This window comes from Brakhagea slesvicensis (genome assembly GCF_052161625.1).
In the GTDB taxonomy this organism is placed as follows: Bacteria; Planctomycetota; Planctomycetia; order Pirellulales; family Pirellulaceae; genus JBKCUI01.
The window spans coordinates 3179359-3192186 of the sequence record NZ_CP197412.1; the positions used below are offsets into that span (position 1 = coordinate 3179359).

Consider the following 12828-nt stretch of genomic DNA (forward strand, 5'->3'; position numbering starts at 1 on the left):
GTTTTATCTAATTTTTTGAGCAGCGCACAACATGGCAAAGTCGATCAAAGGGATAACGCGAATTGAGTACGAAGGAGTGACAACCCGCGGTTGGATGGTGCGGTTGACACGTGCCGGAGAGCGGCAGCAGGAGTTCTTCAATGATCGCGCCTACGGTGGAAAAGCGAAAGCGCTTGCGGCTGCGAAGAAGCGGTATGAGGAGTGGGTTGCGATCGCCCCACCGATTCAGACTTCGAAGAATCTGAAGTCGTCTCGCAACACAAGCGGCAAGGTAGGGGTTCACTTGGTCCGGAACGTGGACCCGCGTTGGAAGAATGCAGAGTCGTTTGGCTACTGCGCGATGTGGACCGATTCGGATGGAAAGCGTCGCAAGGTGAGTTTTGCTTGGAATACGTACGGCAAGAAAAAGGCTTGGACACTCGCTTGTTTAGCGCGTGACTTGGAGATCACCGACCGTGACGCGCTGGTTGCGCAAGCCGAGAAGGCACAGAAAAAGAAAAAGAAGTAGGTAGTGTCGCTCGCCTTGCAAGAAACGGATGACTTCATCGGCGAGACCCTTTCTCGTCCTCTGCGTGTCCTTTACCAGGACGAGCACCTCCTGGCGGTCTTCAAGCCTGCTGGATTGATCGTTCACCGCAGCAAGCTGACTTTGCCGCACGAACCCGTGCTGCTGCAGGCGTTGAGAGATCAGATTGGGCAATTCGTGTATCCGGTCCACCGATTGGATCGGCCGACGGCCGGGATCGTTCTTTTCGGGCTTCACAGCGAAGCTGCTGCGAAACTAGTGCAGCGATTCACCGATCGGCAAATGGCCAAGTACTACCAAGCCCTTGTGCGGGGGTTCACGGACGATGCCTTTGTCGTCGACCGACCCTTGCAAGACAAGTTCGGGGAGGAGTGGGATCCAGGGAGTACAGAGGGGAATCCTGTTCAAGAAGCCTACACGGAGTTTCAGTCCCTGCAACGTTTCGAAGTACCATGGGAGTCGAACGGATTCCCCACGAGTCGCTATTCGTTGCTGGAGATCAAACCGCTCACAGGGCGTTGGCATCAGATTCGTCGACACCTCAATCATGTCGCCAATCCAGTCATCGGTGACCACAGGCATGGCGACCATCGTCATAACCAAATGATGCACCAAATGACCGGAGTGTATCGTATGCTATTGACCGCAGTGCGGCTCGATTTTCGACACCCTTACACCGACGAGCTCTTGACCATCGCGACCGGGCGGGGCTCGGAATTTGATCGAGCGATCGAGGCCTTAAGAGCTTTATCGGTTTCGTGACCGCGTCTCGGAGTATGGGAGAGATGTCCGATTCCTCGTGTGATTGGGAGATTCGTAGGGCATGAATGATTGGTTTTCCTTCTTGTACCATCGATTTCGAGAGCGTCTTTGGGTGAAGCCTGCGGCGATCTGTGGAGTATCGGTCGCCGCGATTTTTATCGCCAAGTCTGCCGATGCGTTGGGGGTGACTTCGGTTGCACCGAACATTTCTGTTGAGTCTGTGCGAACTCTTTTAGAAGTGATCGCATCGAGCATGTTGGTGATGGCAATCTTCGCCGTTGGGTCGATGGTTTCTGCATATGCGTCCGTGGGTAGTTCTGCGACGCCTCGCGCGTTTCCCCTCATTATCGCCGACGATGTTTCGCAGAACGCGTTGACGGCATTTATTGGGGCGTTCCTGTTCAGCATTGTCGCTCTTTTTGCGCTTGAGAATGGATACTACGATCGGGGCGGGCGTTTTGCGCTGGTGTCGATGACATTTATCGTGTTCGGAGTCGTGATTCTCACGTTTGTGTGGTGGGTAGATCGAATTGCTCGTCTCGGGAGATTGAGCGCGACGATCGATAAAGTGGAATTGGCGACAGCGCGAGCCATGAAAAGGCGTCGCAAGTCCCCACGGTTGGGAGGCGCAAAATGGGTCGAGCCTGATCTCGCGTCGGAAGCGATTTATGGAGATGGAATCGGATATGTCCAGCAAGTGAAGATGGCCGCTTTGCAGTCCATCGCAGAGAAGTATGAAATTCATATCCATGTCGCCGCGCTGCCAGGGACCTTTGCCTCTCCGGGCCGACCTTTGGCATATGTTCGCGTTCATCCCGACCAGTTCGCAGACTTGAAGCGTGAAATTATGGGGGCATTCGTCGTCGGTCGAGATCGGGTATTCGACCAAGATCCGCGATTCGGATTGGTCGTGCTTTCAGAGATCGCTAGCCGTGCTTTGTCACCCGCCATCAACGATTCAGGATCAGCGATTGCTGTGATTGGCGCATTGGTACGCCTGCTTGCATTTTGGTGCGAGCCTTCGGATCGGGAGCAAGCCATGGGTGTTGAATTCGATCGAGTCGCGGTACCCTCGTTGGATCTGAATGACTTATTCGACGACGCATTCACGATGATTGCGCGAGACGGTGCAGGGGCCGTTGAAGTGGTTCTCAGGCTTCAAAAGGGGCTTGAAGCGCTAGTCGCTGTCTGCGATGTGGAATCGAAGCTGGTACCGTTGAACCATGCCCGAAAGTCGATGGCTCGCGCCGAAAAAGCAATGGAACTTTCCGATGACTTGGAAGCAGTGAGAAGGGCTGGCCGATTTGCCAATTCGGGCTAATCGGTAGCCATCGTTGCTGCCAAGTCTCTTTTCGGTTGGAGCTTGTGCAGCATTAGGTATTTGATGGTCGCAGCTTATTAAAAGGTTTAGCGGAGGATCTGTTTCTCTTGGAGCAGTGCGATAACCGCTTCCACGCATTCGGGGAGCGAAAGCTGGCTGGTGTTCAATACCAAGTCAGGAGCTTCGGGTACTTCGTACTCCGAGGCAGCGCCTTGTTCCAGTGTTTGGGCTGCTTCTGACTTCAGCGATGCGAATCGCTGTGCTCGGACCGTTTCGTCGGCCGTGCAATGGATGACGAAGAAACGATCTTTGCCTACCACATCGGAGACACGGTCTCGAACCGACTGGCTTGGAGCGACGAAGGCGGCCAGGCACAGGAGCCCATGTTCATTGAACAGCTTGGCGATGTGTGCGGAGCGTCGAAGGTTTTCACTCCGTTCTTCGATCGAGTACCCAAGGTCCTTGTTCACTCCTCGGCGCATGCGTTCCCCATCGAGTACAGCGACAGCGCGACCGTTGTCGAAGAGGGAGCGTTCGACGGCGAGTGCAACGGTTGTTTTTCCGGAGCAGGGAAGGCCTGTGAAGAGGAGAGTCGCTGGTCTTTGTCCGAATCGAGCGACTCGTTCCTCATCGCGAACTTGCGAGACTTCACCGGTGGTGGCGGACTGATTTTCGTCGGAGGTTTCCCAAGCGGCCAGCGGTTGTTTGGCGGAATCTCGATCGGAGATCATGCCAGCGCCGACTGTCGCGTTGGTGATTCGGTCGATGATGATGAAGGAACCGGTTGCGCGGTTGCGTCGATACGCATCGAAGTAAATCGGCTGGCTCAACGTGACGGCGCATCGTCCGATTTCGTTGAGTTGCAAATCCGGAGCCGGTGTGCGGTGGAGGGTGTTGACGTCGACGCGATATTTGAGGGAGTCGATTTGTCCGGTGACGGTTTGCGACGTTTGCTTGAACAAATACGTCTTACCCGGAACCATCGGCTCGGCGGCCATCCAGACGATGGTGGCATCGAAGCTGTTCGAGATCTTCGGGATGTTACCTGGGCGGACGATCATATCCCCGCGCGAGCAATCGATTTCGTCTTCGAGCACGACGGTGATCGATTGCGGCGTGAAGGCTTCTTCGAGGTCGCCATCGAATGTAACAATCCGTTTCACCTTGCTCGTACGTTTGGAGGGGAGGACCATGATCTCGTCCCCTTTGCGAATGATGCCTGAGGCGAGTGTCCCGCTGAATCCGCGGAAGTCCAGATTGGGGCGATTGACAAATTGGATTGGGAGTCGGAAGTCTTCGAGGTTGCGATCGGATCCGATATAGACCGATTCCAGGAAATTCATGAGGGTGCTACCTCGGTACCAGCTCATATTGGGGCTGGGATCGACGAGGTTTTCGCCGTGGAGAGCGGCGATAGGAATGAAGTGCAAGTCGGGCAAATCGAGGCGGGACGCAAAGTCTCGGTAGTCGCTGCAGATCTTTTCGAATGTCTCTTGGCTGTATCCCATCAAGTCCATTTTGTTGATGGTCACTACGACGTGGCGAATGCCGAGGAGGGAAACGATGAAGCTGTGCCGTTTGGTTTGAGTGAGAACCCCGTGTCGCGCGTCGATCAAGATAATAGCGAGATCGGCGGTCGAGGCCCCGGTCGCCATGTTTCGCGTGTATTGTTCATGGCCGGGGGTATCGGCGATGATGAACTTTCGTTTTGCGGTCGAAAAGTATCGGTACGCCACATCGATCGTGATACCTTGCTCGCGTTCGGCGCGCAGGCCGTCGGTCACGAGCGCGGGATCGAAGCCGCCGCCGGTCGTTCCGTGGACTTTGCTTTCTGTCTCGAGTTGGGCAATCTGGTCTTCGTAGAGCATCTTGCTGTCGTAGAGCAAGCGTCCGATCAGGGTGCTTTTTCCGTCGTCGACGCTTCCGCAGGTGATGAAGCGGAGCAGTTCTTTGCGTTCGTGCTGCTCGAGGTAAGCCAGGATATCCTTGGCGATCAAATCACTTTGGTGCGACATATTGTTTAGAAGTACCCTTGAATCTTTTTGAGTTCCATGCCGGCTCCGCCGCCATCTTTATCGATCACGCGACCTTGCCGCTCCGAGGTCTTGGTGAGCAGCATTTCCTGGATGACTTGGGGTAGCGTCGTGGCGTCGGATTCGACCCCGCCGGTCAGAGGGTAGCAGCCGAGGGTGCGGAACCGGACCATGCGTTCTTCGACGACTTCGCCCGGTAGTAGTTGCATCCGTTCGTCGTTGACGTGGATCCAGATCCCGTTTCGGTTAACCACCTTGCGAGGTTTGGCCATGTAGAGGTCAGGGAGTGGAATTTTTTCCATGTAGATGTACTGCCAGATATCCAGTTCGGTCCAATTGGAAAGTGGGAAGACCCGGATGCTCTCGCCCGGGTTGACTTTCGCGTTGTAGAGGTTCCAGAGTTCGGGGCGTTGATTTTTGGGGTCCCAGCGGTGGAATTTATCTCGGAAGGAAAAGACCCGTTCCTTGGCCCGCGATTTCTCTTCATCCCGGCGGGCGCCTCCGAAGGCGGCGTCGAAGCCATATTTGTTGAGCGCAGCCTTCAGCGAATCCGTTTTCATCACCTCGGTGTGTTTTTCGCTGTTCTCGAACGGGTTAATCCCCAGTTGGAGACCTTCCTCGTTGATGTGGACAAGGAGTTCGATTCCCAGTTCGTTCTTCACGTAGCTATCGCGAAAAGCGATCATTTCTTTGAATTTCCAAGTCGTATCGACGTGGAGAAAGGGAAATGGAGGTTTGTCCGGATAGAAAGCCTTGAGGGCCAAGTGGGTCATTACGGCAGAATCTTTGCCGACCGAGTACAGCATGACCGGGTTTTTAAACTCCGCGGCAACTTCGCGGATAATATGGACGCTTTCGGCCTCAAGCTGCTTGAGGTGAGTCAGGTGGTAGGAGTTCATTCCATCCTCGGAGTTCGGTTTAGGCGATCTGGTACGGTGGAGTGTCGAAATTTTGGGGCCAGCGTCAACCCGAGAAGGAGGATCGCGCCCGTTCCGTCCAAAAAGGTTCGGACTTGACCGACTAAAAAAATCGTTTTGCGATTGACGACTTTTCCACCCCTCCCTATCTTTTCCCCTCCCGCGAGCGACGTGGGGTTTGGGCCGCTGGTTCGTAATCCAATGCCAGCATTTTCGGTGTTTTTCTGAAAACGGTGAGTAGAGTGTCCGGAACGCATGAAGTTATTCGAATCCGAATGGAGGCTTACGACCATGCGGTGTTGGATCAAAGTGCTCTGGAAATCGTAGACACCGCAAAGCGAACGCACTCCGAAGTGCATGGTCCCATTCCGTTGCCGACCAGGATTGAGCGTTATACCGTTCTTTCCGGCCCGAATATCGATAAAAAGGCTCGTCAGCAGTTCGAGATCAGAACTCACAAGCGTTTGATCGATATCAAGCAGGCAACCGCCAAGACCATTGAGGCTCTGAACAAGCTGAGTTTGCCTGCAGGGGTAGACATCAAGATTAAGGCAACGTCGCGATAGTTCGCGGTTTTGAAAACGTATCCATCAGGTATTCCACAATGAACGGAAGCTTGAAGGGTAACCACCAAATGGGCGGCTGCAAACTGTTTTGAGCTGTCCCCGGTCGTCGGACTGGATTGGTGAGTCCCGGCAAGCAAACGATTTACGGAAAAAGACGATGAGCAAAGGTATTCTCGGCCGCAAGGTCGGTATGACGCAAATTTATGAACAAGATGGCCGTGCGGTCCCGGTGACGGTGATCGAGGCTGGGCCTTGCCACGTCTTGCAAGTCAAGACCGTAGATCGTGATGGGTACGAAGCGATTCAGTTGGGTTTCGCTGACAAGCCACGACGTTTGGCTTCCCGCTCTGTGCGAGGTCATGTCGCTGCGATTTCGAGCAAGCGATCGACCAAGTTGAAGGCTGCTGGTGGTGCGCCGGCTGCAAAGCCCGAGTGCGAGCCAAAGCGGTTTGTCAAAGAGTTTCGCGGCGCGCCGTCTGCGGAAGTGGGATCTGAGATCAAGGTTTCTGTGTTGGATGGCGTCAAAGCTGTCGACGTAACCGGAACCAGTAAGGGTTATGGCTTCTCGGGTTGGATGAAGCGGCATAATTATTCTGGTCAACGTGCAACGCACGGTGTGAAGAAGGTGCACCGCCATCCAGGGGGTACGGGAGCGGGTACTTATCCTGGCCGTGTTCGCAAGGGTCGCAAGGGTGCGGGGCAATACGGTGTGGACCGTGTCACGATGCGAAATCTCAAGGTTGTGCGGGTAGATGCCGAAAACAACCTTCTTCTGGTCCGCGGTGCTGTTCCTGGCCCGACGGGTGGTTTTGTGATCGTTCGTGAGACCAATATGCTCGGTTAAGAGCTGTGGGGCTGAACTGGGCAACTCGAACAGAGTAATTCGAACGCAGTCCTGAGCTGTCGGAATTAAGGCAAATAAGAAATGACAACACTTCCTGTATACGACCTGTCGGGCAACAAAGTCGGCGAATACGAAATCGACCCGGCTTCCATTGCTCCGAAGATTAGCAAGCAGTTGCTGCACGACGTCGTCGTGATGTATTTGGCGAACCAACGTCAGGGCAGCAACAAGACGAAGACCCGCGGCGAAGTCGCTGGGTCGACCAAGAAATTGTACAAACAAAAGGGTACGGGTAATGCCCGTGCGGGTGCAAGGCGGACTCCGGTTCGACGTGGTGGTGGGCATGCGAATGCTCGTCAGCCTCGATCGTATTACTACCGATTGCCTCGCAAGGCGGTTCAAGCAGCGACGCGAATGGCGATCGCCGCGAAGATCAGCTCAGGCTCCGTGGTGGTTGTGGATCAATTGAAGATGGATGCGCCAAAGACCAAGGTTTTGGCGGGTGCTTTCAAGGCGTTGGGGTTAGAAGGCCAAACCAAGACGCTGGCGGTTGGTTCTTTGGACCGAAACGTTTACTTGAGCGGCCGGAACATTCAGGGTTGCACCATCAGTCCTGTATCGGATTTGAATGCGTTGGTCGTCTTGCGTCCTCGCAAGCTGGTCGTGACGCGAGAAGCGTTGGATTGGTTGAAGACTCGGGCAACAGCCTAGTTTTCGGCCGGGGATACTTGGTTAGAGCGACGACAAACAGATGACGCCATGACGAGCCTTCGGGGGAGTCGGGTGAATTAACAGCAAGACAAGCGGACTCGTTTAGGCGAGAGAGAAAATGGCAAAACAGCCACCGAAAACCAGTATGACCTTGACCGCTCACCAGATCGTCATTCGACCTCTGGTAACGGAAAAGGGAGTGCACAAAGCGACCCGTCAGAACCGTTACGCATTCGAAGTGAATCCGTTGGCGGACAAGACCGAAATCAAAGAAGCGATTGAAGAGCTTTTTAACGTCAAGGTAGTTGCAGTTGCGACGCAAAATCGCGCTGGCAAGACCCGGCGGTACCGAGCCAAGGCAGGTGTGACGAAGGCTTGGAAGAAAGCGATCGTCAAGTTGAGTAACGAACACAAGATCGACTTCTTCTAGGAGACGACTGAGATACCATGGGAATTCGAGTATACCGACCAACATCGCCAGGACGACGCAATTCGTCTGTTAGCGACTTCGCAGAGTTGACACCAGGTGCTAAGCCTGAGAAGTCGTTGCTCAAGCGATTGAAGCGACACGGCGGACGAAACAATCAAGGCTTCATCACCGCGCGGCATCGTGGTGGTGGTCACAAGCAGATGTACCGGGTTATTGACTTCCGTCGCATTAAAGACGGGGTTGCTGCCAAGGTCCATTCCATCCAGTATGACCCCAACCGTTCTGCTCGCATCGCGTTGCTTCACTACGCCGATGGTGAGAAGGCGTATGTGGTTGCTCCGGATGGGTTGAAAGCAGGCCAGACTCTGCTCAACGGTGCCGATGCACCGCCAACGGTCGGGAATTGCTTGCCGATGCGAAACATTCCACCGGGGACGGAAGTTTGTTGCGTGGAGATGACGCCAGGTCGTGGCGCGGCCTTGTGCCGATCCGCCGGGACTTCTGCGGTTCTGATGGCCCGAGAGTCCGGCTGGGCTCAGTTGCAATTGCCTAGCGGTGAAGTTCGCCGTGTACCAGGGCAGTGCCGAGCGGTCATTGGAAAGATTGGTAACAGCGAGCACGACGCGATTCGGATCGGTAAAGCGGGACGAAATCGTTGGAAGGGCTGGAGGCCTCACGTTCGCGGTACAGCGATGAACCCGCACGATCACCCGCACGGTGGTGGTGAAGGACGAACGAAGGGTGGACGCCACCCAGTGAGCCCGACGGGCAAGTTGGCGAAGGGTGGATCGACACGTCGACCGCGCAAGCCAAGCAACACGGCGATCATTCGTCGCCGCAAGTCGGTTCGTTACGGTCAATTGAAACTTAAATAGTTTGTAGGGAAGAGTTCTGACGTATGGGACGTTCGACAAAAAAGGGGCCTTTCGTAGACCCCAAGTTGTTTGCGAAGTTTGCGAAGCTCCGTGAGAAGGGTGATAGCCAGCCTATTACCACTTGGGCGCGTCGCTGCACGATCGTTCCAGAATTTGTTGGAACGACCTTTATGGTACACAACGGCAAGGCCCACATCAAAGTGTTCGTGACCGAAGACATGGTCGGTCACAAACTCGGGGAGTTTGCCCCGACGCGGACATTCCGCGGTCACGGTGGCAAGGGCGGCAAGAAGTAACGACGTTTTGAAATAGGGAATCATCATGGCTTTTCGAGCCGTTCATCGATACGCACGCATCAGTGCCAGAAAGGTCCGACCTCTGGCAAACTTGGTACGTGGCAAGTTTGCGGACGAAGCGCTGGAGCTCCTTCAGTTCCAACCCCATCGCGGTGCGAGGATGTTGGAGAAGGTGATCAAGAGCGCCGTTGGGAATGCACAAGACACCGAGCAAAACGGCGGTCGATCGTTCTCCGCAGAAGAGTTGGTGGTGGTCGATGCCCGCATCGACGGCGGACCGATGTTCAAACGCTTTCAGCCTCGTTCGCGAGGACAAGCGTTCACGATCCTTAAGCGATCGGCTCATATTTCGGTAGAACTCAAACGACTTGAAGAGCTGTAGGAAACGGAACATGGGACAAAAAGTAAATCCAATCGGCTTCCGTACCGGGATTGTGATGGGCTGGAAGAGCCGCTGGTATGCAAGCAAGAAAGAGTTTGCGGAACTGTTGGTTGAAGACCAAAAGATTCGCAAGTTCATCAAGAATCATCCAACCAAACCTGCCTACCGAGAAGCGGGCATCGATCGCATTGAGATCGAGCGAACTCGCGACGAAGTCCGGTTGATGGTCTTCGTAGCGAAGCCAGGGTTGATCATTGGTAAGAAGGGGACCGAGATCGAGATCCTCCAAGAGGAGCTTCAAAATCTGATTGGTCGCCGGGTCAATCTCAAGGTCGAAGAGGTTTACCGACCAGAGATTCAGGCACAGTTGATCTCGGAGGACATCGCCAAGCAGTTGATGAAGCGAGCGAGCTTCCGACGCACGATGAAGCGAGCGATTGAAACAGCGATGGATTCCGGCGCGCTCGGGATCAAGATTCAGATGTCGGGTCGTCTCGGTGGTGCGGAAATGGCCCGTTGCGAAAAAGGCAATGCCGGCGCTCTCCCATTGAGCACGATTCAAGCGAAGATTAGTTATGGGTTTGCTGAAGCCGCTACTCCGCAAGGAAATATCGGTATTCAGGTATGGGTAAATCAAGGTTCTTACGCGGGAGAAGCTAACGATGGCGCTGATGCCCAAACGGGTCAAGCACCGAAAAAGCCAAAGAGGACGTATAAAAGGTAACGCGACCCGCGGTAACAAGGTTGTCTTCGGTGACTTCGGACTCCAGTGCCTTCAAGGCGGTTGGATTCGAGCCCAGACAATCGAAGCGGGCCGTATCGCCGGTAATCAATACGTTCGTGGCGAAGGTCGACTCTACATTCGAGTATTTCCAGATAAGCCAGTTTCCTCGAAGCCCTTGGAGACCCGGATGGGTAAGGGTAAAGGGGAGCCGGAGTACTGGGTGGCTGTAGTCAAGCCTGGGACGATCCTTTATGAGCTGAGCGGTGTTTCCGAGCAGCAGGCAAAGGTTTGTTTCGCGCGGTTGGCGGCCAAGATGCCTGTACCTGTCAGGCTGGTTCGACGCCGCCCTGCTTAGGGTGGTGGAAGGTCGTTGGGTTCGTCCTGGCGACAGTCCGTCGGGAGTCCAGTCCATCCGGATTCCAGTCGGGCCGGAGAGAAGTCGGCGGGGACTTGGTTCCACATAAGATTTGCTAAGAAGATTGAGATCATGAAAGCGTCAGAACTACGAGAAATGAGCGACGAACAGTTGGACCTGACAGCAGTCGATGCTGCGGAGACCATGTTCAAGCTCCGTTTGCAATCGCAGACGGAACGAGTCGATGTCCCGGCCCAGATGCGACACAACCGACGGTTGATCGCTCGGGTCCGAACGATTCAAACCGAGCGGGCAAACAAAAAGGCTTAGTGAACACGAGCCTTGACCATAGTCCCTTCCGAAACAGTTATTAACAAACGTTAACAGATTATGCCACGTCGAATTTTGGTCGGTGTAGTAACCAGCGATAAGACAGCGAAGACCCGTCGGGTTGAGATCGAGCGATTGGTGCGACACCCACGCTATTCGAAGATCATCCGCAAGAAGACTGTTTGTCACACACACGACGAGAACAACGAGTCGCGAGTCGGTGACAAAGTCGAGATCGAAGAATCGCGTCCTTTGTCGAAGCTCAAGCGATGGAATTTGATTCGCGTCGTCGAGAAGAGCAAATCGGTCGAGAGCGTTTCGTCCGACGCGTAGGGCGACGTGGGTTCGGGGCCAAGCATTCATTAGAAATCAAACGGACAGAAGTTCGGGATAGTCGAAAATGATTCAACAAGAAACACGATTGGTGGTTGCTGACAACACCGGTGCACGCGAGGTGATGTGCATCAAAGTGTTGGGCGGTACCCGTCGCCGCTACGCGAGCTTGGGCGATGTCATCATCTGCTCGGTGAAGAGCGTTATTCCCGGCAGCGAGATCAAAAAGAAGGCTGTGGTGCGGGGCGTGATTGTGCGAGTTTCGCAACCATCGCGTCGAGCCGACGGCAGTTACGTTCGATTCGACACCAACGCGGTCGTGTTGGTGGACAAGGACAACAACCCGCGCGGCACGCGAATCTTCGGTGCAGTGGCACGGGAGTTGCGCGAGAAGAGTTTTACAAAGATTGTTTCGTTGGCGAGCGAGGTAGTTTAAATGTTGATCAAGGTAAACGACATCGTCGTCATGCTGTCCGGTAGTGACAGAGGCCAAAAAGGTCGCGTCATCAAGGTCGACCGAACGGAGAAGAAGGTCGTCGTCGAGAATCTGAACAAGATTTTCAAGCACGTGAAGCGATCGCAACGGAATCCGCAAGGGGGACGTTTGTCCAAAGAAGCTCCTGTCGACGTGTCGAAGGTCGCTTTGGTGTGTCCGCAGACCGGCAAGCCAACGCGGATTGGGGTTCGGTTCCTTCCAGACGGCTCCAAAGAACGATACAGCAAGAAGAGTGGGGCGACGATTAGTGTTATCGCTCCGGCGCGTGCTTCGCACGCTCAAAAGTCTTAATTCATTCGGTAGGTCCTTAGAAGATAAGAGCCCTTTGGCTCGTTAGAAACATGGCACCGCGACTTCAAGAACTGTACTTCCAAACGATTCAGTCCGAGCTCGGCAAGGAGTTGGGCATCAAAAACATTTTGTCGATCCCTCGCGTCGAGAAGATCTCCATCAACATGGGGGTTGGAGAGGCGATGCAAGACAAGAAGTTTTTGGAACTGGCTGCCGACGCGATGACTGAAATCGCGGGTCAAAAGCCGGTCCTCACGCTGGCCCGTCAGTCTATCGCTGGTTTTCGATTGCGAGAGGGCGTTGCGATCGGTTGCAAGGTTACTTTGCGACGGGATCGAATGTACGAATTCTTGGATCGACTGATCAGCATTGTGTTGCCTCGGGTTCGTGACTTCCGAGGAGTGAGCCGTACCGCTTTCGACGGGAATGGCAATTACTCCATGGGACTTTCCGAGTGGTTGGTGTTTCCTGAGTTGACCGGGGACAAGTTCGCCAAGGCGCAGGGCTTGAACATCGCCATCGTGACCTCCGCCGACACCGACGACCAAGCGCGTCGATTGTTGGAGATGTTCGGAATGCCTTTCCGGGCTCCCAAGGTCAAAAAGACAGCCTAGTTAACAGTCGAAAGTATGCGTC

19 protein-coding genes are annotated in these 12828 nt (G+C 54.5%); 17 read left to right on the forward strand and 2 right to left on the reverse strand.

Annotated elements, in window-relative coordinates; translation table 11 throughout:
- Positions 1-31 precede the first annotated feature (31 nt).
- From SH467x_RS11980 to SH467x_RS11990, 3 genes are all read left to right on the forward strand, one after another.
- Positions 32-508 carry a transcriptional regulator gene (locus SH467x_RS11980; RefSeq protein WP_146678368.1) on the forward strand — a complete coding sequence of 159 codons (477 nt, stop codon included), beginning with the start codon at positions 32-34 and terminating at the stop codon, positions 506-508.
- Positions 509-511: 3 nt separating this feature from the next.
- The gene (locus SH467x_RS11985) at positions 512-1288 is read left to right on the forward strand and encodes a pseudouridine synthase (protein ID WP_482367355.1); all 777 of its coding nucleotides are present in this window, start codon (positions 512-514) and stop codon (positions 1286-1288) included.
- A gap of 61 nt (positions 1289-1349) precedes the next feature.
- Positions 1350-2609: a DUF2254 domain-containing protein gene (locus SH467x_RS11990; protein ID WP_482367356.1), complete on the forward strand. Its 1260-nt coding sequence runs from the start codon at positions 1350-1352 to the stop codon at positions 2607-2609.
- Positions 2610-2695: 86 nt separating this feature from the next.
- Here the strand turns inward: SH467x_RS11990 and cysN are convergent, their stop codons facing one another.
- Both cysN and cysD read right to left on the reverse strand, forming a co-directional pair.
- Positions 2696-4624: a sulfate adenylyltransferase subunit CysN gene (gene cysN / locus SH467x_RS11995; RefSeq protein WP_482367357.1), complete on the reverse strand. Its 1929-nt coding sequence runs from the start codon at positions 4622-4624 to the stop codon at positions 2696-2698.
- Positions 4625-4629: 5 nt separating this feature from the next.
- Complete coding sequence (cysD, locus tag SH467x_RS12000; RefSeq protein ID WP_482367358.1) at positions 4630-5541, reverse strand: sulfate adenylyltransferase subunit CysD; 912 nt, start codon at positions 5539-5541, stop codon at positions 4630-4632.
- 260 nt (positions 5542-5801) lie between these two features.
- Between cysD and rpsJ the strand changes: the two genes are divergently transcribed.
- The 14 genes from rpsJ to rplE all read left to right on the forward strand — a co-directional run bounded on the left by rpsJ (position 5802) and on the right by rplE (position 12806).
- Entirely contained in the window at positions 5802-6125 is a 324-nt protein-coding gene (rpsJ, locus tag SH467x_RS12005; RefSeq protein WP_146678363.1) for a 30S ribosomal protein S10, read from the forward strand.
- A gap of 190 nt (positions 6126-6315) precedes the next feature.
- Positions 6316-6969, forward strand: a complete 654-nt coding sequence (gene rplC, locus SH467x_RS12010) for a 50S ribosomal protein L3 (protein WP_482371369.1) — start codon at positions 6316-6318, stop codon at positions 6967-6969.
- 81 nt (positions 6970-7050) lie between these two features.
- On the forward strand, positions 7051-7680 hold the full coding sequence (gene rplD / locus SH467x_RS12015) for a 50S ribosomal protein L4 (RefSeq protein WP_482367359.1): 630 nt from the start codon (positions 7051-7053) through the stop codon (positions 7678-7680).
- A gap of 118 nt (positions 7681-7798) precedes the next feature.
- A complete protein-coding gene (rplW, locus tag SH467x_RS12020; RefSeq protein ID WP_146678360.1) occupies positions 7799-8110 on the forward strand; it encodes a 50S ribosomal protein L23 in 312 nt (103 codons plus the stop codon).
- Positions 8111-8127: 17 nt separating this feature from the next.
- Complete coding sequence (gene rplB / locus SH467x_RS12025; protein WP_146678359.1) at positions 8128-8985, forward strand: 50S ribosomal protein L2; 858 nt, start codon at positions 8128-8130, stop codon at positions 8983-8985.
- Between the two features lie 23 nt (positions 8986-9008).
- A complete protein-coding gene (gene rpsS, locus SH467x_RS12030; RefSeq protein ID WP_146678358.1) occupies positions 9009-9281 on the forward strand; it encodes a 30S ribosomal protein S19 in 273 nt (90 codons plus the stop codon).
- Positions 9282-9306: 25 nt separating this feature from the next.
- Positions 9307-9663, forward strand: a complete 357-nt coding sequence (gene rplV / locus SH467x_RS12035; RefSeq protein WP_146678357.1) for a 50S ribosomal protein L22 — start codon at positions 9307-9309, stop codon at positions 9661-9663.
- Positions 9664-9673: 10 nt separating this feature from the next.
- The gene (gene rpsC / locus SH467x_RS12040) at positions 9674-10387 is read left to right on the forward strand and encodes a 30S ribosomal protein S3 (RefSeq protein WP_482367360.1); all 714 of its coding nucleotides are present in this window, start codon (positions 9674-9676) and stop codon (positions 10385-10387) included.
- Complete coding sequence (gene rplP / locus SH467x_RS12045; RefSeq protein WP_482367361.1) at positions 10335-10742, forward strand: 50S ribosomal protein L16; 408 nt, start codon at positions 10335-10337, stop codon at positions 10740-10742. The genes rpsC and rplP overlap by 53 nt, the downstream gene beginning before the upstream one ends.
- Positions 10743-10874: 132 nt before the next feature.
- Positions 10875-11072 (forward strand): 50S ribosomal protein L29, encoded by a 198-nt coding sequence (gene rpmC, locus SH467x_RS12050; RefSeq protein WP_482367362.1) that lies wholly within the window; start codon positions 10875-10877, stop codon positions 11070-11072.
- A gap of 60 nt (positions 11073-11132) precedes the next feature.
- Entirely contained in the window at positions 11133-11405 is a 273-nt protein-coding gene (gene rpsQ / locus SH467x_RS12055) for a 30S ribosomal protein S17 (protein WP_482367363.1), read from the forward strand.
- Positions 11406-11472: 67 nt separating this feature from the next.
- On the forward strand, positions 11473-11841 hold the full coding sequence (rplN, locus tag SH467x_RS12060; RefSeq protein WP_146678352.1) for a 50S ribosomal protein L14: 369 nt from the start codon (positions 11473-11475) through the stop codon (positions 11839-11841).
- On the forward strand, positions 11842-12192 hold the full coding sequence (rplX, locus tag SH467x_RS12065) for a 50S ribosomal protein L24 (RefSeq protein WP_482367364.1): 351 nt from the start codon (positions 11842-11844) through the stop codon (positions 12190-12192). It begins immediately after the preceding gene.
- 50 nt (positions 12193-12242) lie between these two features.
- Positions 12243-12806, forward strand: coding sequence for a 50S ribosomal protein L5 (gene rplE / locus SH467x_RS12070; RefSeq protein ID WP_482367365.1), 564 nt, complete (start codon positions 12243-12245; stop codon positions 12804-12806).
- Positions 12807-12828: the final 22 nt, after the last annotated feature.

Coding starts and splice junctions, on each gene's coding strand:
- SH467x_RS11980 (WP_146678368.1), top strand. CDS start 32: ATGGCAAAGTCGATCAAAGGGATAACGCGAATTGAGTACGAAGGAGTG.
- SH467x_RS11990 (WP_482367356.1), top strand. CDS start 1,350: ATGAATGATTGGTTTTCCTTCTTGTACCATCGATTTCGAGAGCGTCTT.
- cysN (WP_482367357.1), bottom strand. CDS start 4,624: ATGTCGCACCAAAGTGATTTGATCGCCAAGGATATCCTGGCTTACCTC.
- cysD (WP_482367358.1), bottom strand. CDS start 5,541: ATGAACTCCTACCACCTGACTCACCTCAAGCAGCTTGAGGCCGAAAGC.
- rplC (WP_482371369.1), top strand. CDS start 6,316: ATGACGCAAATTTATGAACAAGATGGCCGTGCGGTCCCGGTGACGGTG.
- rplD (WP_482367359.1), top strand. CDS start 7,051: ATGACAACACTTCCTGTATACGACCTGTCGGGCAACAAAGTCGGCGAA.
- rplW (WP_146678360.1), top strand. CDS start 7,799: ATGGCAAAACAGCCACCGAAAACCAGTATGACCTTGACCGCTCACCAG.
- rplB (WP_146678359.1), top strand. CDS start 8,128: ATGGGAATTCGAGTATACCGACCAACATCGCCAGGACGACGCAATTCG.
- rpsS (WP_146678358.1), top strand. CDS start 9,009: ATGGGACGTTCGACAAAAAAGGGGCCTTTCGTAGACCCCAAGTTGTTT.
- rplV (WP_146678357.1), top strand. CDS start 9,307: ATGGCTTTTCGAGCCGTTCATCGATACGCACGCATCAGTGCCAGAAAG.
- rpsC (WP_482367360.1), top strand. CDS start 9,674: ATGGGACAAAAAGTAAATCCAATCGGCTTCCGTACCGGGATTGTGATG.
- rplP (WP_482367361.1), top strand. CDS start 10,335: ATGCCCAAACGGGTCAAGCACCGAAAAAGCCAAAGAGGACGTATAAAA.
- rpmC (WP_482367362.1), top strand. CDS start 10,875: ATGAAAGCGTCAGAACTACGAGAAATGAGCGACGAACAGTTGGACCTG.
- rpsQ (WP_482367363.1), top strand. CDS start 11,133: ATGCCACGTCGAATTTTGGTCGGTGTAGTAACCAGCGATAAGACAGCG.
- rplN (WP_146678352.1), top strand. CDS start 11,473: ATGATTCAACAAGAAACACGATTGGTGGTTGCTGACAACACCGGTGCA.
- rplX (WP_482367364.1), top strand. CDS start 11,842: ATGTTGATCAAGGTAAACGACATCGTCGTCATGCTGTCCGGTAGTGAC.
- rplE (WP_482367365.1), top strand. CDS start 12,243: ATGGCACCGCGACTTCAAGAACTGTACTTCCAAACGATTCAGTCCGAG.